We start from the raw sequence: 27,000 nt of genomic DNA, 5'->3' as shown, positions 1-27,000 counted from the left end.
GGCGGGGAGGGGGGGCCGGGCTGGAGGGGGCGCGAGGCCGGACAGCCGGGGTGGTGGCCGGGCCGGGTTGAAGGGATAGCGGCAGGGTGGGCCGGGTACTCGGGGGTTCCTACTTCGAGAGGAGGCGGAACACCGTGACCGGGACCATCGATCATCGGGCCGTGCACGACGAGCGCCACTCCGTGGGCGAGCTCGTCTCACAGGCCACGGAGCAGCTCTCCCGGCTCGTGCGGCAGGAAGTTGCTCTGGCCAAGGAAGAGCTGGCCGAGAAGGGCCGGCGCGCGGGGCGTGGCGGTGGGCTGCTCGGCGCGGCGGGTGCCGTCGCCTACGCCGGGCTGCTCGCGCTGGCCGGGACGGGGATCGCCGCCCTCTCGCTGGTGCTGCCCGTCTGGGCCGCGGCGCTCATCGTGACGGGGGTGCTGTTCGTGATCGCGGCCGTGCTGGGCGCTGCCGGCCGGGCGCAGTTGCGCCGGGCCACGCCTCCCACGCCTGAGGAGGCCCTCGGCAGTGTCAGGGCGGACGTGGAGGAGATCAGGGAAAGGGCACATCGATGACGGATGCGACGGGTGGGGCCAAGGGGCCCGATGAGCTGCGGCAGCAGATCGAGCGGACCCGTGGTGAACTCGGGGACACGGTGGAAGAGCTGGCGGGGAAGGCCGATGTGAAGGGGCGTGCGCGGGCGCGGGCGGCCGATCTGCGGGACAAGGCCGGGGCGATGACGGTGCAGCTGCGGAGCAGCGCCGCGCAGGCCGGGCATACGGTGCACGACAAGGCGACGCATGTGGGGCCTCGGCCGGTGCGTGGTGTTGTCCGGGCGGGGATGCGGCATCCGAGGCCGGTCCTGGTGGCCGGGGCGGCTGCGGGGGCTGCGGTGGTGGCTGTCGAGGTGCTGCGGCGCCGGCAGCAGGTGACTCACCGGCGTCACGGGTCGCTCTGGCATCGCTGAGCGGGGTGGTGCCGCGCCGCTCGTGCCTATGCCCGGGGGTGGGTCGCGGCCGCGCCTCCTCGCCGTAGGCCGGTGCGGGCGCGTCTCGGCTCAGCTGCCGCAGACCGCAAGCGCCGGGTCGCGCAGCGCCCCGGACCCGGCAGTCGGCATGCCCTGGGGCTCGTGCCCGTGTGCCGTGGGGCCGGCTGGACCCATGGTGCAGCCGGCCCCTGGCCGGGGGCTTACGGACGGAAGCGCAGGACCTGCGGGTCGTGGTCGCTGATCTGGTCGTTGAACTCCGCGTTGACGTGCACGCTGTCGTACTCGAAGTCGCAGTCGCGGCGGATCGACGGGCTGATCAGGATCTGGTCGAGGACCTGGCTGTTGCCCTGGTAGACGTACGAGTAACGCTCGTTCCCGGGCAGCGACTTGACGGCCGACCAGAGTTCGCCGCGGCCTTCGAGGAGCTTCGTGGTCTGCGAGAACTCGAAGTCGTTGATGTCGCCCAGGGCGATGACGTCCGCGTTCTTCTGGGTGTCGAGGATGTCCTTGACGAAGGCGTTCACCAGCGCGGCCTGCTGGTGGCGCTGGGTCTCGGAGCTGCGGGCCGGTGGCTGGTACTGGGAGGTCAGGCCCTGGTCGCCGCCCTTGGAGTTGAAGTGGTTGGCGATCACGAAGACCGTGCGGCCGCGGAAGACGAACTCGCCGGCCAGCGGCTTGCGGCTGTTCTTCCAGGCCTCGTCGGCGGGGGCGATGCGGCCGGGGCTGAGCGTCAGGTGCGCCTTGCCCCGGATCTTCGTCACGTCCGTCGCCGTCGTGGCGTCGCCGCCCGCGCGGTCCGTGAAGGAGACCCGCTCCGGGTTGAAGAGGAACGCCTGGCGGATGTTGCCCCCGGGCTCACCGCCGTCGGCGCCGTCGGCCGGGTCGATCGAGCGCCAGTCGTACCTCGGGCCGCCGGCCGCGACGATCGCGTCGATCAGCTTCGTCATGGTCTGGTCGGCGGCGACCGTACCGTCGTTCTTCGCGCCGTTGTTGTCCTGGATCTCCTCCAGGGACACGATGTCCGGCGACTTCAGGTTGTTCACGATCGCGGAGGCGTGCTCGGCGAAGGTGTCGTCGGCCGGGTCGAGGTTCTCGACGTTGTAGGTGGCGACCGCGAGTTCCGAGGAGCGCTGCTTGCTCGTCGTCTCGCGCTTCAGGCCCGCGGACCTGAGCGTGCCGAGTTCGCTCGCGACCAGGGTGTAGCCGCCGAACTGGTTGTAGTCGAGCGGGCCCGCCGTCGTGCCGGTGAGGGTGTCGCCGACGTTCGCCTTCGGGAAGTCGGCCGTCGAGCCGAGGGACTGGATCTGGAGCCGGCCGGTGTTCTGGGCGTCGTAGGAGCCGTAGACCGTGCCGCCGTGGCGGTTGCGGTTCTCGTGCGGCTTCACCGTCACCCAGAGTTCGGTGTACGGGTCGGTGGCGCCCACGACACGGGTGTCGGTGACGCGGACGGTCATGCCCTCCAGTGCCTCGTAGTGGTCCAGGGCGTACGCCGAGGGCTTGAGGGGGAGGGCGTTGATCGAGCCGTTCGCCGTGGTGTCGCCGGCCGGCGCGTAGGCGGCGGGGACCGACTTCGCGTCGATCGTCGTGGCGGCGGGCAGCTGGTTGCCGCTGGAGACGACCGTGGTCGTCGGCTTGGTGATCTCCGTCAGGGACTGGTTGCCGGAGGCGGTGCCACCGGGGACGTACTCCGAGACGGTGCCGCTGACCGTGACGGCGTCGCCGACGGCGACCCCCTTCGGCGTCGAGCTGGTGAAGACGAAGACGCCCTCACTGGTCGCGGGGTCGGCGTCCGGGCTCGGGTCCTGGATCCAGAAGCCGCGGGACGAGCCGTAGGTCCGGATGCCGGTGACGATTCCGGTCACGTCCGTGACCTGCTTGCCGGCGAACGGCGATATCCGGGTGCTGCCCTGGATGTCGTGGATGCGGACCGAGTCCGCGTGTGCGGGGGCGGTGAGGACGATCGTGGATGCCGCGGAGCACACGGCGGCGACGGTGAGCGCGGCGAGGCGCGCGGACGACTTGCTCGGCAACGGGAATCCCTCCGGGGACGTGACAGGGCGCCGGGACGAGGGTGGAGCGTGGACTGTCTGCCGCTACCTGTGGGGCGGGCGGTGTGACGCGCGTAGACGACGGTGGACGGGTGGGTCTGTGGGGCCGACCCGGTGAACAAGTGTCCGCCGACTTCTACGCGCGTCAATCTCCAGCCTGCTCAGGCCACTTGTCAAGGTTTCGGCCATGTACAACTCCTGACGGGGACATGAAGTAGGCGGCATGGGTGTAAATCCGTCTAGGCTGAGCGGCTGAGTCGTATGAGGCGCCCTAGGAGAAACAGCCGATGTCAGACAGCTCCCCCCTGCCGCCGGTGCGGCTGACTTCCGAAGCGGAGCTGGCGCGCGACGCGCTGTCCACGCCGTTGCTGTCCCGGGCCGCCCGGCTGGCCCGCTGGGCCGGGCCGGAGACCCGGGTCGACGCCGGGGGCGGGCTCGTCGACGAGCAGTTGCCCGCGGCCGCCGAGGTGCTCGGGCTGAGCGGGGACGACGCCGCCGCCGACGCCAGCGAGGCGTGGCGGGTGGCCGTGGACACCGGGCTCGTCGAGATCGCCGACGAGGAGGAGGGCACCGTCACCGCGGGCGAGGACCTCGCGCTGCTCACCGGCGGCTCGCCGCAGGACGTGCTCGCGGTGTGGCTCGCGGCCCTGGAGACGGTGCTCGCCGACGCGAGCGTGCCCGACCTGGACGGGCTCGTGGCCGAGGACGGCGAGGTCGACCTCTCCGCCCTCGACTGGGACCCGGAGGCCGAGGCCGAGTTCCTCGACGGCGTGCTCGGCAACCTCTACCTGCTGACCGCGGGCGAGGACACGCCCGCCGAAGCCCCCGTGCCGCTGCCCGCGCTGGCCGCGTCGGTGATCGTGCCCAGCGACATGGGCGAGCCGACCAACGACGTCCTGGAGCAGGTGTCCGACGCGATGATGCGGCTGGACGGCCAGTTCCGGATGCTGGAGCCGGTGGGGCTCGTGGCGTACCAGCCCGTGGACGAGGCCCTCATGGCCGATGCCGACGAGGAGCCCGCGGCACCCGTCGACGACACCGACGTCTCCCGCTACGGCATGGTCCGGCTCACCCCGCTCGGGCTCTACGGCCTGCGGGCCCGGCTGCTGGAGGCCGGGTTCGAGGCGCCGGCCGTCGGGGACCTCGCGGACAAGGGAGCCGACGCGCTGCTCGACGGCACGGCGGCCTTCCCGCCGGGTGCTGCGCAGGCCGAGACCGAGCAGTGGCTGGAGCGGCGCGAATCGCTCGCCGCCGCACGGGAGTTGCTGGCGGCGGCCCGGGGCGCGGATGCCGGGGCGCCGCTGCGGCGGTTGCGGTGCCAGCAGGCCTTGTCGCTGGTGGGTGCTTCGGCCGAGCCGGCGTTGCGGGAGGTGCTCGATGATGCCGAGTTGGGTGGCCTCGCGCGTGTCTGGCTCACCGAGCATGGTGCGGCTGATGTGCCTGCGCCGTCGGAGGCGATGGTCTATTGGCTGACCATCGATACGGTGGCTGCGCAGCTGGCGGCGGAGGGTAATTCCGAGGAGTTGCGGGCGTTGGTCGAGGGGCTTGCGCGGCAGCACGGCGGGTTCTTCGAGGCGGTGTGGCGGGTTGAGCATCCCGCTACTGCTGATGTGCTGGAGGCGATGGGGCGGTTGCATCCCGACAAGAGGGTTGCGAAGGAGGCGCGGAAGGCCGCGTTCAAGGCGCGGTCGCAACAGGGTGGTTGATCCTGTTCTGTGACTGCGGCGCCGTCGTGGCTTGGCGCGCAGTTCCCCGCGCCCCTGGGGCGTTGTTCAACCGGCGTTCATGGATGAACGGGACGGTGTTGCCGAACGAGGTCCGCCGCCCTCCACGGCACATCCACCGTCACAGGAGACACCATGTCGCTCACCCGCAGGGACTTCGCCAGAACCTCCGCGATCACCGGTGCCGGTGTCGCGCTGGCGGGCAGTGTCGGCGCCCTCGCCACGGCACCGAACGCCCTCGCGTCCTACGACACCGAGAGCACGGGGGACGAGGCGGCGGACGCCCGGCACGGAGTCGGCTACGGACCGCTCGTCCCCGACCCCAAGGGCATCCTCGCCCTGCCCGCCGGCTTCACGTACCGGATCATCACGTACAGCGGCAAGACCAAGCTGGAGTCCGGTGAGTTCACGCCGTCCAACCACGACGGCACCGCCACCTTCGACGGTCCCCGCGGCACCACCCTGCTCGTCAACAACCACGAGCTGAAGGGCCCGCGCGCCAAGTGGAAGTACCCGGTGCCGCTCACCGAGGGCCTCGTCTACGACCCGGCGGCGGCCGGCGGCTGCACGGTCGTCGAGGTGCGCCCCGACGGACGGGTCGCCGAGTGGGTGGGCATCGCCGGTACCTCCACCAACTGCGCGGGCGGCCGCACCCCCTGGGGCACCTGGCTCACCTGCGAGGAGAACTCCGACCGGGCCGGCGTCAACGGCATGACCAAGGACCACGGCTACGTCTTCGAGGTCGACCCCTGCGACCGGCGCGCCAACCGCGGCCCCAAGCCGCTGAAGTTCTTCGGCCGCTACGACCACGAGGCCGTGGTCATCGACCCCAAGCGCGGCCACGCCTACCTCACCGAGGACGCCGCCGGCCCCAACGGCCTCTTCTACCGCTGGACCCCGCCCAAGGGCTTCGAGTACGGCCCCGGAAAGTTCCGCAAGCTCGCCGACGACGCCGGTGTCCTCCAGGCGCCCAAGTGCTTCGACTCCGGCGGGAAGTTCGTCGACGACCTGTCCCGCGCCACGAAGATCGGCACCGTCTACGGCGTCGACTGGGTGGACGTGCCCGACCGCGACGCACGGACGACCCCCGTGCGCAAGCAGTTCGCCGACGGCGAGGTCACACGCGCCCGCAAGCTGGAGGGCATGTGGTGGGGCGACGGCGGTGCCTACATCGTCTCCTCGTACGCCCGTGAGGAGAGCCCCGTCCAGCACGACGGCCAGGTCTGGTTCTACGACCCCAAGCGCCGGACGCTGACGTTGAAGGTCCTGCTCGGCGTGAACCCCGACCCCTCCGAGGACGGCGCCTTCGACGGCCCCGACAACATCACCGTCTCCCCGTACGGCGGCCTCGTCATCGCCGAGGACGGCGAGGGCGTGCAGCACCTGTTCGGCGCCACCGACAGCGGCCGGACCTACCCGATCGCCCGCAACGAGCTGAACATCGGCACCGAGGAGGAGCCGGAGTACAGCGAGTTCGCCGGTGTCACCTTCTCACCCGACGGCCGGACCCTTTTCGCCAGCATCCAGACGCCCGGCATTCTGCTCGCCATCACTGGTCCCTGGAAGCGGCAGCGGATCTAGAACGCCGGGTCACGGCGAAGCAAGGTGCGCCGGCACCACCGGAAGCACGTCCCGGCCGACGTGCCGGTCCACACCTGGCACCCCGCCGGACACCGGGCGGGCCACGGCCCGTCGGGGAAGGGCAATCGGCACACGTTCGCAGGCCTCTCGGACGCGGCCTTTCCGGATGGTTCCGCTGATCCAGGCCTCCCGGGACGCCGGCTGGCCCTGGGCGGCAAGAGAGACCGTGGCCCGCACCGCCTGGGGAGTGCGGGCCACGGTCCTGACCGGCCCTGGGGGCACACCTCTTGTCGGCCCTCGTCCTGACATCTAACATTTCAATTCGTGGAGGCCATCCGGCCCGTCCCCCGCACCCTGCTCAGGGACCGGGCGTACGCGGCCATCCGGGACGCCATCGTGGCCGGGGAGATCGAACCCGGTGCGGTGGTGCGGGACGCCGAGCTCGCGGAGCGGCTGGGGCTGTCCCGGGCGCCGGTGCGGGAGGCGTTCTCCCGGCTCGTGGACGAGGGGCTGCTGGAGAGCAAGCCGCAGAGCTACACCCGGGTGACCCCGCTCGTGGCCTCGGACGTCCGGGACGCCGCCGCCGTGGTCGGTGCCATGCACGAGCTGGTGACGCGGGTCGCCGTGCCCCGGCTGGGTGCCGCGGACATCGAGGCGATGCGCGCCGCCAACGAGCACTTCGCCGCCGCCGTCGGCACCGGAGACGTGGACGGGGCCCTGCGTGCCGACGACGCGCTGCACGACGTCCTCGTCCGGGTGAGCGGCAACCGCGCGGCGGCCGCGACCGTAGCCCGCTACACCCCGCTCATCCGCCGCCTGGAGCGACGGCGCTTCGGCGAGGGCGGCAGCTGCCGTTCGGCCGGGCTGCACGAGCGGCTGATCGAGGCCTGCGCGGCCGGTGACGTGGTCGAGGCGGTCCGCGTCACGGCGGAAATCTGGCGGGGGCTCGAAGAGCTCGCCGACTGAGGCGGACCGACACCGACCCGGGAGGACCCATGTCCCTTTCCTCGTACGAGCGTTACCCCCTGCTCTTCGGGCCCTCGCCCGTCCACCCCCTGGAGCGGCTGACCGCGCACCTCGGCGGTGCGTCCCTCTGGGCCAAGCGGGAGGACTGCAACTCCGGTGTCGCCTACGGCGGGAACAAGACGCGCAAGCTGGAGTACCTGGTCGCCGACGCGCTCGCCCAGGGCTGCGACACGCTCGTGTCGATCGGCGGGGTGCAGTCCAACCACACCCGCCAGGTCGCGGCGGTCGCCGCCCGGGCCGGGCTCAAGTGCGTCCTCGTGCAGGAGAGTTGGGTGGACTGGCCGGACGCCGTGTACGACAAGGTCGGCAACATCCTGATCAGCCGCCTCGCCGGGGCCGACGTACGGCTGGTGAAGGCCGGGTTCGGGATCGGGTTCAAGGAGAGCTGGGAGCAGGCGCTCAGGAAAGTCGAGGAGGCGGGCGGCAAGCCCTACGCCATCCCGGCGGGGGCCTCCGACCATCCGCTCGGCGGCCTGGGTTTCGCCGGGTGGGCGTACGAGGTCGCCGAGCAGGAGCGTGCGCTGGGTGTCTTCTTCGACACCGTGGTCGTGTGCTCGGTGACCGGCTCCACCCAGGCCGGCATGGTCGCCGGGTTCGCCGCGCTGGAGGAGGCGGGCGGGCGGCCCCGGCGCGTGCTCGGCATCGACGCCTCGGCGAAACCCGCCGCGACCCGCGGCCAGATCGCCCGGATCGCGCACCGCACCGGGCAGCTGATCGGCGTCAAGCGTGAGGTGACCGAGTCCGACGTCGAACTCGACGAGCGGTACCACGCGGGCACGTACGGCATCCCCGACGAGACCACGCTGGCGGCGATGCGGCTCGCGGCCCGGACGGAGGGGATGGTCACCGACCCCGTGTACGAGGGGAAGTCCATGGCCGGGATGATCGACCTGGTCTCGCGGGGCGAGATCGGCCGCGACTCCACGGTGCTCTACGCCCACCTGGGCGGACAGCCTGCGCTGAACGCGTACAGCGCGCTGTTCTGACAGGGCGGCTGCCGCGTCGGGCCCGGCCGCGCACAGGAATCAACCGGCCGTCCCCCGGGTTGTCAGCGGTTACCCGAGCCCTGAAGGAGCCTTCATGCCCGACGAACCAGCCGTACGGGAACTCCGCCTGGTCGTGACCGCGGACGACTACGACGCCGCGCTGCACTTCTACCGGGACGTGCTCGGCCTCACCGAGCAGGGCGCGTTCGCGTCTCAGGACGGGCGGGTGACGATCCTCGACGCCGGGCGGGCCACCCTGGAGCTGACCGACCCGAACCACGCCGCCTTCATCGACGAGGTCGAGGTGGGGCGGCGGGTCGCCGGGCACATCCGGGTCGCCTTCCAGGTGGACGACTCCGTCGCCGTCACGGCGAAGCTGGCCGCCGCCGGGGCCGAGGTGGTCGCCGAGCCCACGCGCACCCCCTGGAACTCCCTGAACTCCCGGCTCGAAGCCCCGGGCGCCCTCCAGCTGACGCTCTTCACCGAGCTCGACGACTGAGGGGCCGCGCTGCCGCCCTGCCGGGCGGCGTCCGCCGCCGGATAAAGTGCTCAGCGTGTGGACCGACAATCAGCGGGCGGAGCCGGGTGCCGAGCGGCCCGGTGGTGCCCGGCGCCGGGCCACGATCCATGACGTCGCACGACTGGCCGGCGTGTCACGGCAGACGGTCTCCCGGGCGGTCAACGACAAGGGTGAGATCGACCCGGCCACCAAGGAACGGGTCCTGGAGGCGGCCCGGCTCCTGGACTACCGGCCCAGCCGTTTCGCGCGCGGACTCGTCCAGAAGGGGGCGGTGACGGCGGGCCTGGTCATCCCGGACCTGCGGAACCCCTTCTTCCCCGAGGTGGCCGCCGGAGTGCTGGAGGCGGCCGAGCAGCGCGGCTGGCAGGTGGTCGTGTGGGACTCCCGTATCGACGAGGCCAGGGAGCGGCAGGCGCTCGACGTGCTCTCCCACCAGGCGGACGCGGTGGTGGGCTACTTCAAGGACCCGGACGACGTCCTCACCCGGCACCTCGGAGGCGTGCCGCTGGTGCTGCTGGAACGGGGCCCGCAGCAGACCCGGTTCGCGGCCGTGGGCATCGACGCCGCCACCGGAGTCGAGCAGGGCATGAACCACCTGTTCCGCGCGGGGCACCGCAGGATCGGCATGCTGGACGGCGTGCACGGCCCCGGCCCCCGCAGGCTGGCCTTCCTGGAGCAGGTGCGGCGGCTCGGACTGCCGGTCGACGAGGACTGGGTCGTGGTGTGCCCCGAGCACAGCGTGACCGGCGGCGAGGCCGGCATGGAACGGCTGCTGGCGGAGCGGCCCGAGATCACCGCGGTCTTCGGCTTCAACGACCTGATCGCGGTCGGCGCGATGCGCACCGCCCGGCGCCGTGGCCGGAGCGTCCCCGACGATCTGGCGGTGCTGGGCTTCGACGGTCTCTCCCTGGGCGAGCTGGTGGACCCCGCCCTGACCACCCTGCACATCGACAAGCGGCGGCTGGGACGGCTGGCCGTGGAGCAGGTGGCCCGGCTGCGCGCGGGTGAGGAGCCGCTGCGGGGCGCGGACGCGTGGGTGGTGCCCGAGCTGGTGGTGCGCGCCTCCGCCTGACCTCGCCTCCGCCCGACCTCGTCCGACCGTCCGGGCGTGGGTCCGCCAGATCGTTCCGCGCAGTTCCCTCGACACCGGTTTTCGGACGCCTCCACATCCTCTTCGGGGCGCGGCACTTCCTGCGGGATCTGGCTGCGGGGGCGATGAAGATGTGAGGCGGCGGGTGTACGGGCCCGGGCCCGTCGGCCGATCTCGATAAGGTGCGGAGAGGGTCCCCGGTCCGTGAGTCCCCGGTTGGTGAGGAGTGGCTGCATGGCGCAGGTCAGGCCCATGCGGGCGGATGCTCGGCGTAATTACGAGCGGTTGCTGAAGGTGGCCGTGGAGGCCTTCGCCGAGCACGGGGAGGGCGCGTCGCTCGACGACATCGCCAAGCGGGCCGGGGTCGGCTCGGGCACGCTGTACCGGCACTTCCCGACCCGGCAGGACCTGCTGGAGGCCGCCTATCTGGACCGGATCGAGGCGATGGCGGCGCGGGCCGACGAACTCGCGGCCGGGCTGCCGCCGGGCGAGGCGCTCGGGGAGTGGCTGTACGAACTCGGTGCCGGGCTGATCCGGATGCGCGGTCTGAAGGCCCTCCTCGGCCCGGCCGTCACCGACGGCGACTCGGCCATGGCCACGGCCTGCGGCGACGCGGTGAACAGCGCGGCGGCCCGGCTGGTCCGCGCAGCTCAGCGGGAGGGGACGCTGCGCGGCGACGTCGAGCCGGTCGAGGTGCTCCGGCTGGCCCACGGCGTGGCGACGGCCTCGGAGCTGGCGGACGGGGAGGGCAGGCACATGCGGCGGTATCTGGCGTTGCTGACGGAGGGGTTGCGGCCGTTGCCGCCGGGTGGCCGTGACCGTGAGGGCTGAGGCGGCGGCACAGCGGGATGCGGCGGCGCCTCCGGCAGGCTGGGCGTCGGGTCGGTCGCCCGCGCCCGGGCCGGCGGCGGAGGCCTTGAGGTCTGGTGGCCGAGTGCCGGGGCCGTGACCCCCGGCCGCCGGGACGGCCGGACGCCCCCTCGGGCAGGGGGCGTCCCGGAGCCGGGGCGGGGTGCCGTTACAGCGCCTGCGCGGCCGGCTTCACCATTCCCCTGACCGTGCGGGACTTCACGAAGTCGCCGATCGCCGTCATCTCCCACTCGCCGGAGAACTGGCGGATCAGCTTGGCCATCATCACGCCGGTCTGCGGCTCGGCGCTGGTGAGGTCGAAACGAACCAGCTCCTCGCCGGTGGTGGCGTCCAGGAGGCGGCAGTAGGCCTTGGCGACCTCGGTGAACTTCTGGCCGGAGAAGGAGTTGACCGTGAAGACCAGGCCGGTGACCTCCTGGGGGAGGCGGCCGAGGTCGACCGTGATGACCTCGTCGTCGCCACCGCCCTCGCCCGTGAGGTTGTCGCCGGAGTGCCGGATGGCGCCGCCCACGATCTGCAGCTTGCCGAAGTAGCAGCTGTCGATGTGGTTGCGCTGCGGCCCGTAGGCGATGACCGAGGCGTCCAGGTCGATGTCCTTGCCGCGGTAGGCCGGCTCCCAGCCGAGGCCCATCTGGACCTGGGAGAGCAGCGGGCGGCCGCCCTTGATCAGGGAGACGGTCTGGTTCTTCTGGAGGCTGACGCGGCCCTTGTCGAGGTTGATCTTGCCCGAGCCGGGCGCGGGCGGCGGCGGAGCGGCCGGAGCCGGGGGCGCCGCGGGCGTGGTGACGGGCGGGGCAGGCGGCTGCGCCGGGGCCGGCGGCGGGGTCACCGGCTGGGCCGGGGCCGCCGCGGCCGGTTCCTCCACCGTGACACCGAAGTCCGTGGCGATGCCGGCGAGGCCGTTGGCGTATCCCTGGCCGACGGCTCGGGCCTTCCACTGGCCGTTGCGCCGGTAGATCTCCACGATCACCAGGGCCGTCTCGTCACCGAGCTGCGGGGGCGTGAACGAGGCCAGGACGGAGCTGTCGTCCGCGTTGCGGATCGTGGCCGTCGGTTCGATGCCCCGGAAGGTCTGGCCCGCGGCGTCCGGGCTCGCCGTGACGACGATCTTCTCGATGCCGGGGGGCACGGCCGTCGTGTCTACCACGATCGCGTCGGGCGTGGTGCCGCCGCCCGAGCGGTACGTCACGCCCGGGCCCGACGGCTGGTTGTAGAAGATGAAGTCGTCGTCGGAGCGCACCTTGCCGTCGGCGGTGAGCAGCAGGCCCGATACGTCGAGCCGCACCGGTGCGGCGACGTCCACCGTCACGCGGGCGGCGGACAGGGGGATGTTCGAGCCGGGGGTCATAGCTGTCATGCCGGGTGAACGAGCGAGGCGGTTTTGCCGTTCCCTTACCTTGGGCCCATTCGGGTCAGCGGCGGTTGCGGGGGTGGTCGCGGGCGGTGCGTTCGTTGCCCCGCTTGTAGTTTCCGGTCCAGCGGGCCATGACGAGCTGGGGGTCACAGGCCTCGACCTCGGCGACGAACTGCTCGGCCCGGGGGCCGTTCAGCGTGGTGGCGGGGCGGCCGTGGTGGGTGATGCGGACGGTTCCGCCCGCGTGCTGCTCGTAGGCGAATCCCTGTGGTCGTGGCATGCGTGCGAGCGTACGGGGCGGGGGGCGGGCGACCCACTTGTTTTCGCCTGCCCCCCGGAGCGGTCCGTTCCCTACGGAACGACGACGATCTTGCGGCCGACCCCCGCCGCGAACTGCTCCAGCGCCTCCGGGTACCGCTCCAGCGGGATCCGGTCGCTGATGAAGATGTCGGGGTCCAGGACTCCGTTCGCGAACAGCTCGGCCGCCCGCTCGAAGCTGTGCAGCACCGCCATCGAGCCCGTGATGGTGATCTCCTGGTTGTAGATGCGGTACGGGTCGATGGTCACGCGCGTCGCGTAGTCGGCCACGCCGAACTGGAGGAACGTGCCGGCCTTCGCCACCCGGTCCAGGCCGTCCTGGATCGCCGCCGCGTTGCCCGTGGCGTCGACGACCAGGTCCCAGCCCTGCGGGCGGTCCAGTTCGTCCGGGTTGGCCGCCGACGCCGAGACGCCGAGGCGGCGGGCCGTCTCCAGGCGGGCCGGGTTCACGTCGACGACGTCCACGCTCGCCGCACCCGTGCGCTTGGCCAGCTCCAGCATCATCAGGCCCATCGTGCCGGAGCCGTAGATCAGGACGTGCGCGCCGAGCCGGGACCGGAGCACGTCGTAGCCGCGTACCGCGCAGGACAGCGGCTCCACGAGGGCCGCGTCCTGCGTGCGGACGTGCTCGGGCAGCTTCACACAGTTCGCCACCGGGGCGACCGCGTACGTGGCCGCGCCTCCGGCCGTCGTGACGCCGATCGCCGCCCAGCGTTCGCAGAGGTTGTTGTGGCCGGTACGGCAGTAGCGGCACTCGAAGCAGTACAGGGACGGGTCGACCGCGACCCGGTCGCCCACCGACACCTCGGTGACCTGGGTGCCGACCCCGACCACCTCGCCCGCGAACTCGTGCCCGGGCACGATCGGCAGCTTCGGGGCGAACTCGCCCTGGAGGATGTGCAGGTCCGTGCCGCACAGCCCGCAGGCCGCGACCTCGACGACGACCTCGCGCGGCCCTGGCGTCGGGTCCGGGACCTCGGCGACGACGGCCTTGCCCACGGACTCGATGACGGCGGCCTTCATTTGACGGCTCCCAACGACAGGCCCTGGACGAGCTTGTCCTGGGCGGCGAACCCCGCGGCGAGCACCGGCAGGGAGATGACGAGCGACGCGGCGCACACCTTCGCCAGGAACAGGCCCTGGCTGGTGATGAAGCCGGTCAGGAAGACGGGGGCGGTCTCGGCGACCACGCCGGTCAGCACCCGTGCGAAGAGCAGTTCGTTCCAGCTGAAGATGAAGCAGATCAGGGCTGTCGCCGCGATTCCGGGCAGTGAGATCGGGGCCACTACGCGGGCCAGGATCGTCGGCAGCCTCGCCCCGTCGACCCGGGCCGCCTCGATCACCGCGACCGGGATCTCGGCGAGGAACGACTGCATCATCCACACCGCGATCGGCAGGTTCATGGAGGTGTAGAGGATGACCAGCAGCCAGATGTTGTCGAGCATCCCGGCGTTCTTGGCGAAGAGGTAGATCGGGAGCAGGCCCGCGACCGCCGGCAGCATCTTCGTGGAGAGGAAGAAGAACAGGACGTCCGTCCACTTGCGGACGCGGTTGATCGACAGCGCGTACGCCGCCGGGAAGGCCAGCAGCAGGACCAGCAGGGTCGAGGCCACCGACGCGACCGTGGAGTTGATCAGCGCCGGCCAGGGGCTCGCGCCGCCGCCCGCGCCGAAGAACTCGCGGTAGCCGTCCAGGGTCAGGGCCGCGGCGAAGGAGGGCGGGTTGGTCGCCGCGTCCTGCTCGGAGTGGAAGGACGTCAGCGCCATCCACGCGATGGGCAGGAAGAACGCGATGCCGAGCAGCCAGGCCAGCAGGCCCAGGCCCGCACCCTTGCCACGGACACGACGGACACGCAGGGCGTTCGTGCTCATGCGCGGGACACCTCCTCGCGGAACAGGGACGACACCACGCGCAGGGCGAAGGTCGCGATGACGATCGAGCCGATGACCACCAGGACGCCCGCTGCCGAGGCGAGGCCGTTCTCGTGGGCCTGGTAGAAGCTCTGGTAGACGGTGTAGGGGAGGTTGGCGGTGCCCAGGCCGCCGGACGTGATCGTGAAGACCGCGTCGAAGTTCTGGACGATGTAGATCGAGCCCAGCAGGGCGCCCAGTTCGAGGTAGCGGCGCAGGTGCGGGAGCGTCAGATGGACGAAGATCTGCCAGTCGCTCGCGCCGTCGACCCGGGCCGCCTCGATCTGCTCGTGGTCGCGGCTCTGGAGGCCGGCCAGCAGGATGAGCATCATGAACGGCGTCCACTGCCAGACGAGCGACGCCTCGACCGCGAGCAGCGGGGTGTTGGAGATCCAGTCGGGCTGCGGGCCGCCCACATAGTGCAACAACCCGTTGAACAGGCCGTATTCGGGGTTGTAGAGCACGTGCTTCCAGAGCAGGGCCGCCGCGACGGGGACCACCAGGAACGGGGCGATCAGCAGCGTCCGTACGATGCCCCGGCCGCGGAACCTCCGGTCCAGCAGCAGGGCGAGAGCGAGTCCCAGCACCAGGCTGGCCAGGACCACCGCCACCGTGAGCAGGACGGTCGTCCACACCGACTGGCGCAGGTCCGCGTCGGTCAGGACCTCCTGGTAGTTGTCGAGGCCCGTGAAGTGGCGGGCGTCGGGATAGAGGGAGTTCCAGTCGAAGAAGGAGATCACCAGCGTGGCCACGAAGGGCAGCTGGGTGACGACGATCATGAAGATCAGGGCGGGGAGCAGCGGGGCGCGGGTGGCCCAGGCGCGCAGGCGGGCGGAGGGCCGGCGGACCGGGGTGTGCCTCTCGGGAGCGGCCAGGGGGGCCGTTGTCGTGGCGGTCATCGTCCCTCGTACTCCTCTGAGATCTTCTCGGCGAGCTCCTGTGACTTCTTCAGGGCCGACTCGACGGACTGGCGTCCGGCGATGGCCGCGCTGATCTCCTGCGAGACCTTGGTGCCGAGGTCGGTGAACTCGGGGATGCCGACGAACTGGATGCCGGGCGCGGGCCGCGGCTGCACGCCGGGGTCGTTCGGGCGGGCGCCTTCGATGGCCTGCTTGGTCATCTCCTGGAAGGCGGCGGCCTCCTTGCGGTAGTCGGCGTTGGCGTAGGTCGACGCCCGCTTGCCGGCCGGGACGTTGGACCAGCCGATCTGGTCGCCGACCAGCTGTTCGTACTTCTTGCCGGACGCCCAGGAGACGAACTTCCAGGCGTCGTCGGAGTTGCGGGAGGCCTTCTGGATGCCCCAGGCCCAGGTGTAGAGCCAGCCGGAGGACTTCGTCTTCTCGACGGGGGCGGGGGCGTAGCCGACCTTGCCCTTGACCGGGGAGTTCGCCGCCTCCAGGGATCCGGCCGCGGAGGTGGCGTCGTACCACATGGCGACCTTGCCCTGGGTCATGTTGTTCAGGCACTCGGCGAAGCCGGACTGGGCGGCGCCGGACTCGCCGTGTTCGCGGACCAGGCCGACGTAGAACTTCGTCGCCTTCTCGAAGGCGGGGGAGTCGAGCTGTGCCTTCCAGTCCTTGTCGAACCAGGTGCCGCCGAAGGTGTTCACGACGGTGGTCAGGGGGGCCATCACCTCGCCCCAGCCGGGCAGGCCGCGCAGGCAGATGCCCTTCATGCCGGGTTCGGCGCCGTCCGCCTTCGCCGCGAGGTCCGCCACCTGCTGCCAGGTGGGGTGGGCGGGCATCGTCAGGCCCTTCTTCTCGAACACGTCCTTGCGGTACATCAGGAACGACGACTCGCCGTAGAAGGGCTGGCCGTAGAGCTTGCCGTCGTCCCCGGTGAGGGACTGGCGCATCGGCTTCAGGATGTCCTGCTCGTCGTAGGCCGGGTCCTTGGCCACATAGCCGTTCATCTCGTGCAGCCAGCCGTTGCGGGCGTAGATCGGTATCTCGTAGTTGGACAGCGTGGCGACGTCGTACTGGCCGGCCTGGTTGGCGAAGTCCTGGCTGATCTTGTCGCGGACGTCGTTCTCGGGCAGGACGGTGAAGTTGACCTTGATGCCGGTCTCTTTGGTGAAGTGGGCGCGGGTGAGCTTCTGGAGCTCGACCATCTGGGGGTTGTTGACCATCAGGACGTTGATGGCGTCGCCGCCGGATCCGGCCCCGCCCGCGCCGACCCAGCAGCCGGAGAGCAGCGGGGCGAGCAGCGTCCCTGCGGCGGCCGCGGCGAGCGTGGCTCGCGGTGGCCGTCGTCGGCTCTGGGTTCGCATGGATCGCTCCTGGATGTATGGGGAGATAAGGGGCATCGCAGGGCATGGAGGCGCCCTGGGGGGACAAGGGGTGGTGGGTGGTCAGACCCGGATGACCTGCGGTCCGAGCAGTGAGTAGCGGTGGGCCTCGGCGGCGGGCAGGAGCGTGCTCGTCACGATCGTCTCCAGGGAGCCGACCTCGGCGAACCGGCAGAAGCTGACCGCTCCGAACTTGGTGTGCACGCCCGCGAAGACCGTGCGGCGGGCGGCCCGGATCGCCTGGGTCTTGACCTCGCTGACAGCCGGGTCGGGGGTGGTGAGGCCGTGTTCGCGGGAGATGCCGTTGGCGCCGATGTACGCCAGGTCGACGACGAAACCGGCCAGCATCTTCGTCGTCCAGTGGTCGACGGTGGCGAGGGTGCCGGAGCGGACCCGGCCGCCGAGCAGGAGGACGGAGACGGTGTCGGTCCCGGCGAGGGCGCCGGCGACGGGGAGGGACGCGGTGACCACGGTCAGCGGCCGGTCCCGGGGGAGTGCCTCGGCGATGAGCTGCGGGGTGAAGCCCTCGTCGACGAAGACGGTCTCGGCGTCGCCGAGCAGTTCGGCCGCGGCTGCCGCGATGCGGCGCTTCTCGGGGACGTGGCTGGTGGCGCGGAAGGCGAGCGTCGTCTCGAAGCCGGCGCTCTCCACCGGGTAGGCGCCGCCATGGGTGCGGCGGAGCAGGCCGTGGTCCTCCAGGACGCGCAGGTCCCGCCGGACGGTCTCCTTGGCCACGCCCAGTTCGGCAGCGAGGGCGGTGACGTCCACAGAGCCGGCGCGCCGTGCGGCCAGCACGATCTCGCGCTGGCGTTCTTCCGCGGTTCTGGTCATGGCCGTCACCTGCCTTCCTGCCGTGCTGCCCGTTCGGGCCCTCGGTCGGGCCATGGGGGAAGTTCTACAGCGGGTGTTCTGCGGCGACCAGGTCTGTTGCGGAAGTGTTCCTGCCCGGGTGTGCCCGTTCGGTCCCGGACGTGCGCGACGTGCGGCAGGGGGGTCGCGGACGTCTGCGGGTGCGTTGTGGCTGGTCGCGCAGTTCCCCGCGCCCCTGAGGGCGCTGCCCGACCGCATCCGGACCGTGCCCGAATGCCCGGGCGGGCGGGCCCGTTCTCTGCCCGGCCGCCCTCTCGCGACGACTCTTTCCGGTCAGTACGGCCAGATCGGCGGGTCCGTCACGAAGTGGCCGCCCAGGTAGGCGTGCGCCTCGTTCTCCGGGTCCAGCTCGCCCTGCTCGGCGATGAGCTTCTCGGCCCACGGCTCGGAGTCGTCCTGCGGCTCGTAGCCGAGCGCCCGGGCGGTGCCGAGGTCCCACCACAGCCGGGTGTTGGCGGAGGAGCCGTGGACGACGGTGTGGCCGACGTGCTCGGCGGTCAGGGCCGCGTGGAAGAGGCGGGCGCCGTCGGCGGGGCTCATCCACACCGAGAGCATGCGCACGCTGGTCGGCTCGGGGAAGCAGGAGCCGATCCGCACCGAGACCGTCTCCAGGCCGTGCTTGTCCCAGTAGAGCTGCGCCAGGTCCTCGCCGAAGCACTTGGACAGGCCGTAGAAGGTGTCCGGGCGGCGGGGGGTGTCGACCGGGATCAGGGGGTCGTCGCCCTGGGGGCGCGGGGTGTAGCCGACGGCGTGGTTGGAGGAGGCGAAGACGATCCGGCCGACGCCCTCCTCGCGGGCGGCCTCGTACAGGTGGTAGGTGCCCTCGATGTTCGCCTTGAGGATCTTCTCGAACGGGGCTTCCAGGGAGATGCCCGCGAGGTGGATGATCGCGTCGACGCCGCGGACGGCCTCGCGTACGGCGTCCCGGTCGGCGAGGTCGGCGGTGATCGCGTCCGGCGCGCCCTCGATGGGCCGCATGTCGAGCAGCCGCAGCTCGTAGCCGTAGTCCGGGAGCAGCTCCCGCATCAGGGTGCCGAGGCCACCGGCGGCGCCGGTGAGCAGGACGGTGCGGGGAGCGGGCATCCTCGGTCTCCTTGAATCTCCCATGCCGTGCACATGAGTGCACGGCATTCATATTCGTGGACACGCTAAGGATCTGGGGCGGAGCCCGTCAAGTATGCCGCGGAAGGAGTGAATCCGCTGGTGCGTCGCGGGTTCGCGCGCTTGACCGGCGCCGAGGCGGCACCTTAGCGTGGAGACGTTCAGAAATATAGACGGCAAACATGAATATGGAACCGGGAGAGCTCGTGACGTCAGCCCCTCTCGCCGCCCGCCTCAACCTCCCCAGCGGACCGCTGTTCTTCCCGGTCACCCCCTACGGCCCCGACGGCTCCGTGGACCTCGACACCTACCGCACGCACGTGCGCCGCGGGGTCGAGGCCGGAGCCGCCGCCGTGTTCGCCTGCTGCGGCACCGGCGAGTTCCACGCGCTCACGCCCGAGGAGTTCGAGGCGTGCGTACGGGTCGCCGTCGAGGCGGCCGAGGGGCGCGTGCCGGTCGTCGCGGGCGCCGGGTACGGCACCGCGCTCGCCGTGCGCTGGGCCCGGCTCGCCGAGGCGGCCGGGGCGGACGGGCTGCTCGCCATGCCGCCGTACCTCGTCGTCGCCGGGCAGGAAGGCCTGCTGCGGCACTACCGGGAGGTCGCCGCCGCGACCGCCCTGCCCGTCATCGTCTACCAGCGCGACAACGCCGTCTTCACCCCGGAGACCGTCGTCGAATTCGCCCGTACCGACGGGATCATCGGCCTCAAGGACGGGCTCGGCGACCTCGACCTCATGCAGCGCGTCATCAGCGCCGTCCGCTCCGAGGTCCCCGGCGACTTCCTCTACTTCAACGGCCTGCCGACCGCCGAACAGACCCAGCTCGCCTACCGCGCCCTCGGCGTCACGCTCTACTCGTCGGCCGTGTTCTGCTTCGCGCCCGAGATCGCCCTCGCCTTCCACCAGGCGCTCCGCGGCGGCGACGACAGCACCGTGGAGAAGCTGCTGGACGGCTTCTACCGCCCCTTCGTCGAACTGCGCGCCCGGGGCCGGGGCTACGCCGTCGCCCTCGTCAAGGCCGGCGTCCGGCTGCGCGGACTGGACGTGGGGGAGGTGCGGCCCCCGCTGCACGAGCCGACCGAGGATCATGTCAAGCAGCTCGCCGAAGTGATCGAGCGTGGCTACGCGCTGCTTGAGGAGGCCAAGTGAAGGCGTCGGCATTCGTCTACCCCTGGGACGTCAACGGGGACCCGGAGGCGCCCGCGCGGATCGCGGCGCTCGGCGTGGAGCAGGTGACGCTCGCCGCCGCCTACCACTCCACGCGCGCGCTCACCCCCCGCCACCCGCGCCACCGCATCGTCACCGCCGAGCACGCCGCCGTGCTGTACCCGGCGGACGACCGCTGGGACGGGCGGGAACTGCGCCCCTACCAGGCCGGTGACTGGGCCCCCGGGGACGCCTTCGGCACAGCGGCCGACGCGCTCACGGGCGCCGGCCTGGAGGTGCACACCTGGGTCGTCCTCGCGCACAACTCCCGCCTGGGGGCCGAGCACCCCGACACCTCGGTCGTCAACGCCTACGGCGACCGCTACCCCTGGGCACCCTGCATCGCGCAGCCCGCCACGCGCGCGTACCTGACCGACCTTGCGGCGGAGGCGGCCGTTCGGCCCGGGGCGCGCGGCACCGAGCTGGAGTCGCTCGGCTGGTACGGCCTGCAACATCTGCACGCCCACGACAAGACCGGCGGCGTCGGCCTCGGCGACGCCGGGCAGTACCTGATGGCGCTGTGCTTCTGCCCGTCCTGCCGGGAGGGCTACGGCAGGCACGGCCTGGACGCCGACGAGCTGGCCGCCGCCGTACGGACCGCGCTGGAGCCGGTGTGGCAGGGGGTGACGCCGTCCGACGGAGGCTGGACGGGCGTCGAGAAGCTCCTCGGCGAGACGCTCGCCGGCACCACGCGCGCGTACCGGGACGAAACCGCCCGCACGCTCCAGGAGGATGCCGTGACGGCGGTCCGGGCGGTCGCGCCCGAGGGCTTCCAGGTGCTGCTGCACGCGGACCCGGTGTCGTACCACGTCGGTGCCAACCCGGGGGTCGACCCGGCGCACATCCTGTCCGTCGCGGACGGTGTGGTCGTGCCCTGCGCGGGCGGCACCGGCACCCTGACGCCGTTCGCCCGGCAGGTCAAGGAGGGTGCGGTCATCGCGGCCAACTTCACCGTCGTCTCCGGCATGGGCGGCAGCCCCGGCACCCTCGCCGCCGACGCGGTCGAGGCGCGGCGGCTCGGTGCCACAGAACTGCGGCTGTATCACGCCGGGTTGGCGTCCGACGGCGACCTGGAGACCGTCCGTTCCGCTCTCGCCCGGCTCTGAAACAGCGGGGCCGCCGTCACCAGCAGGGCCACGCCCAGGGCCACCAGCACCAGCCGGTGGCTCACCAGCTCGACCAGGGCCGCCCCGGCGGCCAGTCCGACCACGTTCGGCGTGTACACGAGCGTGTTGGCGGTGGCGGTGACCCGGCCCAGCAGCGGGCCCGGCGTCTCGCGCTGCACCGACGTCAGCGCGGCGATCAGCACCGCGGGCAGCCCCGCACCGACCGCCGCGCTGCACGCCAGCGCCAGTGGGTCGGAGGGCACCGCACGCAGGGCCACCGCGACAGCCAGCAGGGCGATGCCGTACGCCGCGAAGCGCCGCTCGCCCAGGCGGCGCAGAGCGGTGCCGGAGAGCAGGCCGACCGCGACCGACCCGGCGCCCTGCACGGCGTACAGCACACCGGCGTAGGCGGGCAAGTGCCCGAGGTCGTCGACGACGGCGTAGACCACCGCCCCGTTCACGCCGGCGAACAGCATCGTGGCGCCGCCCGCCAGCACCAAGGGGCGCAGCACGGGGTGCGCCCACAGGTGGCGGGCGCCCTCGGCGGTCCGCTCCCGGCGGCTGCCGGTGGGCGGCGCGGGTTTGTCCTCCCGCACCCGCAGCAGCGCGTACAGGCCCGCGGCCAGGACGAACGTCGCCGCGTCCAGGAGGGCGACGCTCGCACCGCCGTACGCCGCGTACAGGCCCGCGCCGGCGAGCGGCGCCAGGAGCTTCATGCCCTCGGTGGCCGTCAGGCGCAGGCCGTTGAAGTCGCCGAGCAGGGACGCGTCGACGGCGGTCGCCACGAGCGCCGACTCGGCCGCGTCATGGACGACACCCGCGGCGCCGTACACGAACAGCACCGCGTACAGCAGCCACAGGTCGCCCGGGTCGTCGACGCCCACGAGGGTGAGCAGGAGGGCGCCCAGGAGCAGGTTCAGGCCGATCAGCAGCGGTTTGCGGCGGCCCCGGTCGGCGAGCGTGCCCAGCAGCGGTCCGGCCAGGGTCGGCAGCCACATGGCGAGCACGCACAGCGCGGCCAGGCCGTCCGAGCCGGTGAGGTCCTTGACCCACACGCCGGAGGCCAGCCACAACGCGGAGGTGCCGAAGCCGGAGATCACCACTCCGGAGAGGTAGAGCCCGGAGTCGCGGTCGCGCAGGACACGCACGAGGGGCCGGGTCGTTTCATGCGTCATGCCTGGCCACTGTGGGCCTAAGGACCGTGCCGGCGGATCGGGAGGGTGCCTTAGTTCCGCTCGGAACGGGTGGCCGCCTCACCGGTCGTCGTCACACGGGCGCGTCGTCATCCCGGGTTCGCCCGCATGCCGGGGAACACCGGTCCGGCGTGGGGGACGGTGATCAATCCCATTGCGACGCGAGCATTTCCCCGAGCTTGCCGAGACCCTGGACCCAGCCTTCCTCGTGGAGGGCCAGCCGCCGCTCAGTGGCGAAGGGGCCCTGTCGAGGGTGAGTTCGGACCGTCTGATGTCGGTGTCGTGCAGTGACAGCGTCACCACCGTCTCCCGGTCGTCAGGGTCGGGCTCCTCCCAGCGGAAGGTGTACGACAGGCCCACCGGGGGATCGACGTCGATGTATTCGCCCACCAGGTAGAACAGCTCGCCTTCCGGGGGCTGCATCGCTATCCGGTAGGCACCACCCGGGCGGAGGTCGATCTCCACGCTCGGGGTGCTGAACCCGTCCGGGCCCCACCAGCGGGCCACTTCCCGGGGGTCGGTCAGCTTTCGGAACACGACCGGGCACAGATCGTCCAGCTCGCACTGCAGATGGAGTCTCAGCTCGCCGTCCCGTGTCATACGCACCACCTGTCACCGAAGGTGCCTGGAACAACCCCTATGTGCATTTTAGGTTGGCCGGCCACAGGTCACGATTCCTGAGGGCGGACGGCGTCCCGGCGATGAGTTCCGCGTGCACCGTCGGTCTACTTCGCAGGAGACCGAACCAGGAGGAACCACGGATGACCGACACCACCCCGACCCTCGACCTCGGGCCGCAGACGACGGTCCTGGCGCGCCTTGCCGAGGGCGTCACCGACGCGCGACTGGCGGACCCGACGCCCTGCCCGGAGTACGCGGTGCGCCACCTGCTGGGCCACCTGGTCGGGCTGACCGTCGCCTTCCGTGACGCCGGCCGCAAGGACCTGGGCGTCACGACCGACACCAGCCCGGGCTCCACCCGCCCGGACATCGGGCCCGGCTGGCGCGAGGAGCTGCCCAAGGTCCTCGCCGAACTGGCCGAGGCCTGGCGCGACCCGGCCGCCTGGACCGGCATGACCCGGGCCGGAGGCGTGGACCTGCCCGGCGAGGTCGCCGGGCTCGTCGCCACCGACGAGCTGGTGATCCACGGCTGGGACCTGGCCCGCGCGACCGGCCAGGCGTACACCCCCGACCCGGCCGCGCTCCAGGTCTGCCACGACTTCCTCGAAGCGGCGGTCGACGACCCCGGCCGGGGCGACATCTTCGGCCCCGTCGTCCCCGTCGAGCCCGACGCGCCGCTGCTGGACCGGGCGGTGGGTCTGAGCGGCCGGGATCCGGGGTGGACGTCCAGGTCGTAGAAAGCGATTGCTACTTCCTTCGTCGAAAGCATTGACGAAACAAACGCGCCCTCCTACCGTCATCGCGTCGTACTTCGTACGTCATATATGAGACGCGATACGCGAGATCCGATACGTGATCCCCCAGGGGACGCGAGATCCGAGAGGCGCGCATGACCTCTGTGCCCACGCCGATCCCCTCCCGCACGCAGTACGTGCTGGAGGGGATCAAACACCGCATCCTCACCGGGCAGTTGACGCCGGGCCAGGCGCTGGTCGAGACCGAGCTCGCCGCGCAGTTCGGGGTGTCGAAGACCCCGGTGCGCGAGGCGCTCAAGACCCTCGCCGGGACCGGGCTGGTCGTGATGAGCCAGTACAAGGGCGTCACGGTGCGCATGGTGGACGCGGACATGGCGCGCGAGGTCTACGACGTCCGGCTGCTGCTGGAGCCCGAGGCGCTGAAGCGGGCCGTGCAGCGCGGCGCTTCCCTGGACGCCGCCCGGTCCGCGCTGACCAGGGCCGACGCCGCCACCGACACCGCCGAACGCTCCCTCGCCAACCGGGAGTTCCACCGCGCCCTGTACCTGCCGTGCGGCAATCCGCTGCTCGGCCGGATGCTCGACGAGGTCCGTGACCAGGCCGCCCTCGTCTCCGCCGTCGCGTGGGCCGCCTCGCCCTCCTGGGAGCGGGAGGCCGGCGAGCACCGCGAGATCCTCCGGCTCGCCCTCGACGGCGACGCCGACGCCGCGGCCCGCGCCCTGCACTCCCACATCGCGTCCTTCGTGCAGCGTGCTTTCCCCCAGGCAGGACTGGAACAGGAAGGTCAGGAATGAGCAGCGTGGCGTTCGAGACCCAGCGGGCGGCCCTGGCCGACGTGGTGGCCATCCCGGTGACGCCGTTCGCCGAGGACGGCTCCGTCGAGCAGGACACCTACCGGGCCCTGCTGCGCCGTCTGCTCGACGGCGGCATCACCACCCTCACCCCGAACGGCAACACCGGCGAGTTCTACGCCCTGACGCCCGAGGAGCGCCGGCTCGTCACGGAGTTGACGATCGACGAGGCCGGGGAGCGGGCCGTCATCCTGGTCGGCGTCGGGCACGACATCCCGACCGCCGTCGCCTCCGCCCGGCACGCCCGTGACCTCGGCGCCCAGATGGTGATGGTCCACCAGCCCGTCCACCCGTACGTCTCCCAGGCCGGCTGGGTCGACTACCACCGGGCCGTCGCGCAGGCCGTGCCGGAGCTGGGCGTCGTCCCCTACATCCGCAACGCGCAGCTCACGGGTGCCCGGCTCGCCGAACTCGCCGACGCCTGCCCGAACGTCATCGGCGTGAAGTACGCCGTCCCGGACGCCGCCAAGTTCGCGGCCTTCGCCCGGGACGCCGGGCTGGAACGTTTCGTGTGGGTGGCAGGACTCGCCGAGCCCTACGCGCCCTCCTACTTCTCCGCGGGCGCCACCGGCTTCACCTCCGGGCTGGTGAACGTCGCCCCGGCCGTCTCCCTGAACATGATCGAGGCGCTGCGCTCCGGCGACTACCCGGCCGCCATGAAGGTCTGGGAGCAGATCCGCCGCTTCGAGGAACTGCGCGCCGACAGCGGCTCCGCCAACAACGTCACCGTCGTCAAGGAGGCCCTCGCCTCCCTCGGGCTGTGCCGCCGGGACGTCCGCCCGCCGAGCAGGCAACTGCCCGAGAGCGAGCGGGCCGAGGTCGCCGCGATCGCCGCGGGGTGGTCGATATGACCGGCAGGCTGCGTCCCGAGGACCTCAGGAGCCACCAGTGGTACGGGGCCGAGGGCCAGCTGCGCACCTGGTCGCACAACGCCCGGATGCGCCAGCTCGGTTACGAGGCGGAGGAGTACCAGGGCCGCCCGGTGATCGCCGTACTGAACACCTGGTCCGACATCAACCCCTGCCATGTCCACCTGCGCGAGCGCGCCGAGGCGGTCAAGCGCGGGGTGTGGCAGGCCGGCGGCTTCCCGCTGGAGTTCCCGGTCGCCACGCTCTCCGAGACGTACCAGAAGCCGACCCCGATGCTCTACCGCAACCTGCTCGCGATGGAGGCCGAGGAACTGCTGCGGTCGTACCCGATCGACGCGGCGGTGCTGCTCGGCGGCTGCGACAAGTCGACGCCCGCGCTGCTCATGGGCGCGGCCTCGGCCGACGTGCCGGCGCTCTTCGTGCCCGCCGGGCCGATGCTGCCGGGCCACTGGCGCGGTGAGACCCTCGGGTCCGGCACCGACATGTGGAAGTACTGGGACGAGCACCGCGCGGGCAACCTGACCGACTGCGAACTGCGGGAACTGCAGGGCGGGTTGGCGCGTTCACCCGGTCACTGCATGACCATGGGGACCGCGTCGACGATGACCGCGGCGGCGGAAGCCCTCGGCATGACACTGCCGGGCGCCTCCTCGATCCCGGCCGTCGACTCCGGGCACGAGCGGATGGCCGCCGCCTCCGGGCGCCGTGCCGTGGAACTCGCCTGGACCGCGCTCAAGCCGTCCCGGATCCTCACCCGCGAGGCCTTCGAGGACGCCGTCACCACGGTGCTCGGCCTCGGCGGCTCCACCAACGCCGTCATCCACCTGATCGCGATGGCCGGACGCTGCCGGGTCGAGCTCACCCTCGACGACTTCGACCGCATCGCCCGCACCGTGCCGGTGCTCGCCAACGTCCGGCCCGGCGGACAGACGTACCTCATGGAGGACTTCCACTTCGCCGGTGGCCTGCCCGCCTTCCTGTCGCGGATCACCGACCTGCTGCACCTGGACCGGCCCACCGTCAACGGCACCCTGGGAGAGCAGCTCGAGGGCGCCGTGGTCCACAACGACGACGTCATCCGCACCCGCGAGAACCCGGTCGCCGCCGAGGGCGGGGTCGCCGTGCTGCGCGGCAACCTCTGCCCGGACGGCGCCGTCATCAAGCACATCTCCGCCGAGCCGCACCTGCTCAAGCACACCGGTCCCGCCGTCGTCTTCGACGACTACAAGACCATGCAGCGCACCATCAACGACCCGGCGCTCGGCATCACCCCCGATCACGTCCTCGTGCTGCGGGGCGCCGGCCCCAAGGGCGGCCCGGGCATGCCCGAGTACGGGATGCTGCCGCTGCCCGACTACCTGCTCAAGCAGGGTGTCCGGGACATGGTCCGCATCTCCGACGCCCGGATGAGCGGCACGAGTTACGGCGCGTGCGTACTGCACGTCGCCCCCGAGTCGTACGTGGGCGGGCCGCTCGCCCTCGTCCGCACCGGCGACTCCATCACCCTCGACGTCGAGGCGCGCACCCTCCACCTCCACGTGGACGACGAGGAGCTGGCGCGGCGCCGGGCGGACTGGACGCCGCCGCCCACCCGGTACGAGCGCGGCTACGGCGCGCTCTACAACGAGCAGATCACGCAGGCCGACACCGGCTGCGACTTCGAGTTCCTGGCACGCTCGGGCACGGTGCAGGACCCGTACGCGGGCTGAACCACCGCACCACCCCAGTACCTCAGCACGACCCGGCAC

General features: G+C 71.8%; 26 protein-coding genes and 1 pseudogene. 16 read left to right on the top strand and 11 right to left on the bottom strand.

Annotated features, from left to right (window positions below; all coding sequences use genetic code 11):
* Positions 1-134: 134 nt before the first annotated feature.
* Together GTY47_RS06680 and GTY47_RS06675 are read left to right on the top strand one after the other, a co-directional pair.
* Complete coding sequence (locus GTY47_RS06680) at positions 135-554, top strand: phage holin family protein (protein WP_029181040.1); 420 nt, start codon at positions 135-137, stop codon at positions 552-554.
* On the top strand, positions 551-946 hold the full coding sequence (locus GTY47_RS06675; RefSeq protein ID WP_010037948.1) for a DUF3618 domain-containing protein: 396 nt from the start codon (positions 551-553) through the stop codon (positions 944-946). The genes GTY47_RS06680 and GTY47_RS06675 overlap by 4 nt, the downstream gene beginning before the upstream one ends.
* A 221-nt stretch (positions 947-1,167) precedes the next feature.
* Here the strand turns inward: GTY47_RS06675 and GTY47_RS06670 are convergent, their stop codons facing one another.
* The gene (locus GTY47_RS06670; protein WP_010037946.1) at positions 1,168-2,997 is read right to left on the bottom strand and encodes an endonuclease/exonuclease/phosphatase family protein; all 1,830 of its coding nucleotides are present in this window, start codon (positions 2,995-2,997) and stop codon (positions 1,168-1,170) included.
* 305 nt (positions 2,998-3,302) lie between these two features.
* Between GTY47_RS06670 and GTY47_RS06665 the strand changes: the two genes are divergently transcribed.
* The 8 genes and pseudogenes from GTY47_RS06665 to GTY47_RS06630 all read left to right on the top strand — a co-directional run bounded on the left by GTY47_RS06665 (position 3,303) and on the right by GTY47_RS06630 (position 10,773).
* Entirely contained in the window at positions 3,303-4,721 is a 1,419-nt protein-coding gene (locus GTY47_RS06665) for a hypothetical protein (RefSeq protein WP_010037944.1), read from the top strand.
* Between the two features lie 153 nt (positions 4,722-4,874).
* A complete protein-coding gene (locus tag GTY47_RS06660; protein WP_010037941.1) occupies positions 4,875-6,320 on the top strand; it encodes an alkaline phosphatase PhoX in 1,446 nt (481 codons plus the stop codon).
* A 48-nt stretch (positions 6,321-6,368) separates the two neighbouring features.
* Positions 6,369-6,537: pseudogene (locus tag GTY47_RS40700) on the top strand (TROVE domain-containing protein); the annotation flags it as partial.
* A 107-nt stretch (positions 6,538-6,644) separates the two neighbouring features.
* The gene (locus GTY47_RS06650) at positions 6,645-7,286 is read left to right on the top strand and encodes a GntR family transcriptional regulator (protein WP_010037938.1); all 642 of its coding nucleotides are present in this window, start codon (positions 6,645-6,647) and stop codon (positions 7,284-7,286) included.
* 29 nt (positions 7,287-7,315) lie between these two features.
* Positions 7,316-8,332, top strand: a complete 1,017-nt coding sequence (locus GTY47_RS06645; RefSeq protein ID WP_010037937.1) for a 1-aminocyclopropane-1-carboxylate deaminase — start codon at positions 7,316-7,318, stop codon at positions 8,330-8,332.
* Between the two features lie 94 nt (positions 8,333-8,426).
* On the top strand, positions 8,427-8,831 hold the full coding sequence (locus GTY47_RS06640; RefSeq protein ID WP_010037936.1) for a VOC family protein: 405 nt from the start codon (positions 8,427-8,429) through the stop codon (positions 8,829-8,831).
* A gap of 55 nt (positions 8,832-8,886) precedes the next feature.
* Positions 8,887-9,924, top strand: a complete 1,038-nt coding sequence (locus GTY47_RS06635) for a LacI family DNA-binding transcriptional regulator (protein WP_010037935.1) — start codon at positions 8,887-8,889, stop codon at positions 9,922-9,924.
* A 252-nt stretch (positions 9,925-10,176) separates the two neighbouring features.
* Positions 10,177-10,773: a TetR/AcrR family transcriptional regulator gene (locus GTY47_RS06630; RefSeq protein ID WP_040902914.1), complete on the top strand. Its 597-nt coding sequence runs from the start codon at positions 10,177-10,179 to the stop codon at positions 10,771-10,773.
* Positions 10,774-10,960: 187 nt separating this feature from the next.
* Here GTY47_RS06630 and GTY47_RS06625 read toward each other — a convergent pair whose 3' ends face one another.
* The 8 genes from GTY47_RS06625 to GTY47_RS06590 all read right to left on the bottom strand — a co-directional run bounded on the left by GTY47_RS06625 (position 10,961) and on the right by GTY47_RS06590 (position 18,634).
* Positions 10,961-12,160: a TerD family protein gene (locus GTY47_RS06625; protein ID WP_010037930.1), complete on the bottom strand. Its 1,200-nt coding sequence runs from the start codon at positions 12,158-12,160 to the stop codon at positions 10,961-10,963.
* 64 nt (positions 12,161-12,224) lie between these two features.
* A complete protein-coding gene (locus tag GTY47_RS06620) occupies positions 12,225-12,446 on the bottom strand; it encodes a hypothetical protein (protein WP_010037929.1) in 222 nt (73 codons plus the stop codon).
* 71 nt (positions 12,447-12,517) lie between these two features.
* Positions 12,518-13,507, bottom strand: coding sequence for a zinc-dependent alcohol dehydrogenase family protein (locus GTY47_RS06615; protein WP_010037927.1), 990 nt, complete (start codon positions 13,505-13,507; stop codon positions 12,518-12,520).
* Complete coding sequence (locus GTY47_RS06610) at positions 13,504-14,355, bottom strand: carbohydrate ABC transporter permease (protein ID WP_010037925.1); 852 nt, start codon at positions 14,353-14,355, stop codon at positions 13,504-13,506. Before GTY47_RS06610 ends, GTY47_RS06615 begins: the two co-directional genes overlap by 4 nt.
* Complete coding sequence (locus tag GTY47_RS06605) at positions 14,352-15,293, bottom strand: sugar ABC transporter permease (RefSeq protein WP_010037923.1); 942 nt, start codon at positions 15,291-15,293, stop codon at positions 14,352-14,354. Before GTY47_RS06605 ends, GTY47_RS06610 begins: the two co-directional genes overlap by 4 nt.
* Positions 15,290-16,663 (bottom strand): sugar ABC transporter substrate-binding protein, encoded by a 1,374-nt coding sequence (locus GTY47_RS06600; protein WP_010037921.1) that lies wholly within the window; start codon positions 16,661-16,663, stop codon positions 15,290-15,292. The genes GTY47_RS06605 and GTY47_RS06600 overlap by 4 nt, the downstream gene beginning before the upstream one ends.
* An 81-nt stretch (positions 16,664-16,744) precedes the next feature.
* On the bottom strand, positions 16,745-17,512 hold the full coding sequence (locus tag GTY47_RS06595) for a DeoR/GlpR family DNA-binding transcription regulator (protein WP_010037919.1): 768 nt from the start codon (positions 17,510-17,512) through the stop codon (positions 16,745-16,747).
* Between the two features lie 312 nt (positions 17,513-17,824).
* Complete coding sequence (locus GTY47_RS06590; RefSeq protein WP_010037916.1) at positions 17,825-18,634, bottom strand: NAD(P)-dependent oxidoreductase; 810 nt, start codon at positions 18,632-18,634, stop codon at positions 17,825-17,827.
* Between the two features lie 224 nt (positions 18,635-18,858).
* On the opposite strand from GTY47_RS06590, the gene GTY47_RS06585 reads away from it, so the two are divergent.
* Entirely contained in the window at positions 18,859-19,800 is a 942-nt protein-coding gene (locus tag GTY47_RS06585) for a 5-dehydro-4-deoxyglucarate dehydratase (protein ID WP_029181038.1), read from the top strand.
* Positions 19,797-20,963, top strand: coding sequence for a hypothetical protein (locus tag GTY47_RS06580; protein WP_029181037.1), 1,167 nt, complete (start codon positions 19,797-19,799; stop codon positions 20,961-20,963). Before GTY47_RS06585 ends, GTY47_RS06580 begins: the two co-directional genes overlap by 4 nt.
* Here the strand turns inward: GTY47_RS06580 and GTY47_RS06575 are convergent.
* Both GTY47_RS06575 and GTY47_RS06570 read right to left on the bottom strand, forming a co-directional pair.
* A complete protein-coding gene (locus GTY47_RS06575) occupies positions 20,900-22,138 on the bottom strand; it encodes an MFS transporter (protein WP_029181036.1) in 1,239 nt (412 codons plus the stop codon). The genes GTY47_RS06580 and GTY47_RS06575 overlap by 64 nt on opposite strands.
* Before the next feature lie 78 nt (positions 22,139-22,216).
* Positions 22,217-22,756 carry an SRPBCC domain-containing protein gene (locus GTY47_RS06570; RefSeq protein WP_010037908.1) on the bottom strand — a complete coding sequence of 180 codons (540 nt, stop codon included), beginning with the start codon at positions 22,754-22,756 and terminating at the stop codon, positions 22,217-22,219.
* A 161-nt stretch (positions 22,757-22,917) separates the two neighbouring features.
* Between GTY47_RS06570 and GTY47_RS06565 the strand changes: the two genes are divergently transcribed.
* The 4 genes from GTY47_RS06565 to araD all read left to right on the top strand — a co-directional run bounded on the left by GTY47_RS06565 (position 22,918) and on the right by araD (position 26,961).
* A complete protein-coding gene (locus tag GTY47_RS06565) occupies positions 22,918-23,514 on the top strand; it encodes a TIGR03086 family metal-binding protein (protein WP_010037906.1) in 597 nt (198 codons plus the stop codon).
* A 152-nt stretch (positions 23,515-23,666) separates the two neighbouring features.
* Positions 23,667-24,326, top strand: coding sequence for a GntR family transcriptional regulator (locus GTY47_RS06560; RefSeq protein WP_010037903.1), 660 nt, complete (start codon positions 23,667-23,669; stop codon positions 24,324-24,326).
* Positions 24,323-25,234: a dihydrodipicolinate synthase family protein gene (locus GTY47_RS06555; RefSeq protein ID WP_010037900.1), complete on the top strand. Its 912-nt coding sequence runs from the start codon at positions 24,323-24,325 to the stop codon at positions 25,232-25,234. The genes GTY47_RS06560 and GTY47_RS06555 overlap by 4 nt, the downstream gene beginning before the upstream one ends.
* Positions 25,231-26,961 (top strand): L-arabinonate dehydratase, encoded by a 1,731-nt coding sequence (gene araD, locus GTY47_RS06550; protein ID WP_010037897.1) that lies wholly within the window; start codon positions 25,231-25,233, stop codon positions 26,959-26,961. Before GTY47_RS06555 ends, araD begins: the two co-directional genes overlap by 4 nt.
* Positions 26,962-27,000 lie beyond the last annotated feature (39 nt).

Origin of the sequence: Streptomyces sp. SID5464, from assembly GCF_009862985.1 — a bacterium.
GTDB lineage: Bacteria > Actinomycetota > Actinomycetes > Streptomycetales > Streptomycetaceae > Streptomyces > Streptomyces chartreusis_D.
Note: the sequence above shows the minus strand (reverse complement) of the source record. Positions and strands in the feature narration are given on the sequence as shown.

What these genes read in the sequence shown, in the direction of transcription:
- GTY47_RS06675 (WP_010037948.1), top strand. Translation starts at nt 551, where the DNA reads ATGACGGATGCGACGGGTGGGGCCAAGGGGCCCGATGAGCTGCGGCAG.
- GTY47_RS06665 (WP_010037944.1), top strand. Translation starts at nt 3,303, where the DNA reads ATGTCAGACAGCTCCCCCCTGCCGCCGGTGCGGCTGACTTCCGAAGCG.
- GTY47_RS06660 (WP_010037941.1), top strand. Translation starts at nt 4,875, where the DNA reads ATGTCGCTCACCCGCAGGGACTTCGCCAGAACCTCCGCGATCACCGGT.
- GTY47_RS06645 (WP_010037937.1), top strand. Translation starts at nt 7,316, where the DNA reads ATGTCCCTTTCCTCGTACGAGCGTTACCCCCTGCTCTTCGGGCCCTCG.
- GTY47_RS06640 (WP_010037936.1), top strand. Translation starts at nt 8,427, where the DNA reads ATGCCCGACGAACCAGCCGTACGGGAACTCCGCCTGGTCGTGACCGCG.
- GTY47_RS06630 (WP_040902914.1), top strand. Translation starts at nt 10,177, where the DNA reads ATGGCGCAGGTCAGGCCCATGCGGGCGGATGCTCGGCGTAATTACGAG.
- GTY47_RS06625 (WP_010037930.1), bottom strand. Translation starts at nt 12,160, where the DNA reads ATGACCCCCGGCTCGAACATCCCCCTGTCCGCCGCCCGCGTGACGGTG.
- GTY47_RS06620 (WP_010037929.1), bottom strand. Translation starts at nt 12,446, where the DNA reads ATGCCACGACCACAGGGATTCGCCTACGAGCAGCACGCGGGCGGAACC.
- GTY47_RS06615 (WP_010037927.1), bottom strand. Translation starts at nt 13,507, where the DNA reads ATGAAGGCCGCCGTCATCGAGTCCGTGGGCAAGGCCGTCGTCGCCGAG.
- GTY47_RS06610 (WP_010037925.1), bottom strand. Translation starts at nt 14,355, where the DNA reads ATGAGCACGAACGCCCTGCGTGTCCGTCGTGTCCGTGGCAAGGGTGCG.
- GTY47_RS06605 (WP_010037923.1), bottom strand. Translation starts at nt 15,293, where the DNA reads ATGACCGCCACGACAACGGCCCCCCTGGCCGCTCCCGAGAGGCACACC.
- GTY47_RS06600 (WP_010037921.1), bottom strand. Translation starts at nt 16,663, where the DNA reads ATGCGAACCCAGAGCCGACGACGGCCACCGCGAGCCACGCTCGCCGCG.
- GTY47_RS06595 (WP_010037919.1), bottom strand. Translation starts at nt 17,512, where the DNA reads ATGACCAGAACCGCGGAAGAACGCCAGCGCGAGATCGTGCTGGCCGCA.
- GTY47_RS06590 (WP_010037916.1), bottom strand. Translation starts at nt 18,634, where the DNA reads ATGCCCGCTCCCCGCACCGTCCTGCTCACCGGCGCCGCCGGTGGCCTC.
- GTY47_RS06575 (WP_029181036.1), bottom strand. Translation starts at nt 22,138, where the DNA reads ATGACGCATGAAACGACCCGGCCCCTCGTGCGTGTCCTGCGCGACCGC.
- GTY47_RS06570 (WP_010037908.1), bottom strand. Translation starts at nt 22,756, where the DNA reads ATGACACGGGACGGCGAGCTGAGACTCCATCTGCAGTGCGAGCTGGAC.
- GTY47_RS06565 (WP_010037906.1), top strand. Translation starts at nt 22,918, where the DNA reads ATGACCGACACCACCCCGACCCTCGACCTCGGGCCGCAGACGACGGTC.
- GTY47_RS06560 (WP_010037903.1), top strand. Translation starts at nt 23,667, where the DNA reads ATGACCTCTGTGCCCACGCCGATCCCCTCCCGCACGCAGTACGTGCTG.
- GTY47_RS06555 (WP_010037900.1), top strand. Translation starts at nt 24,323, where the DNA reads ATGAGCAGCGTGGCGTTCGAGACCCAGCGGGCGGCCCTGGCCGACGTG.
- araD (WP_010037897.1), top strand. Translation starts at nt 25,231, where the DNA reads ATGACCGGCAGGCTGCGTCCCGAGGACCTCAGGAGCCACCAGTGGTAC.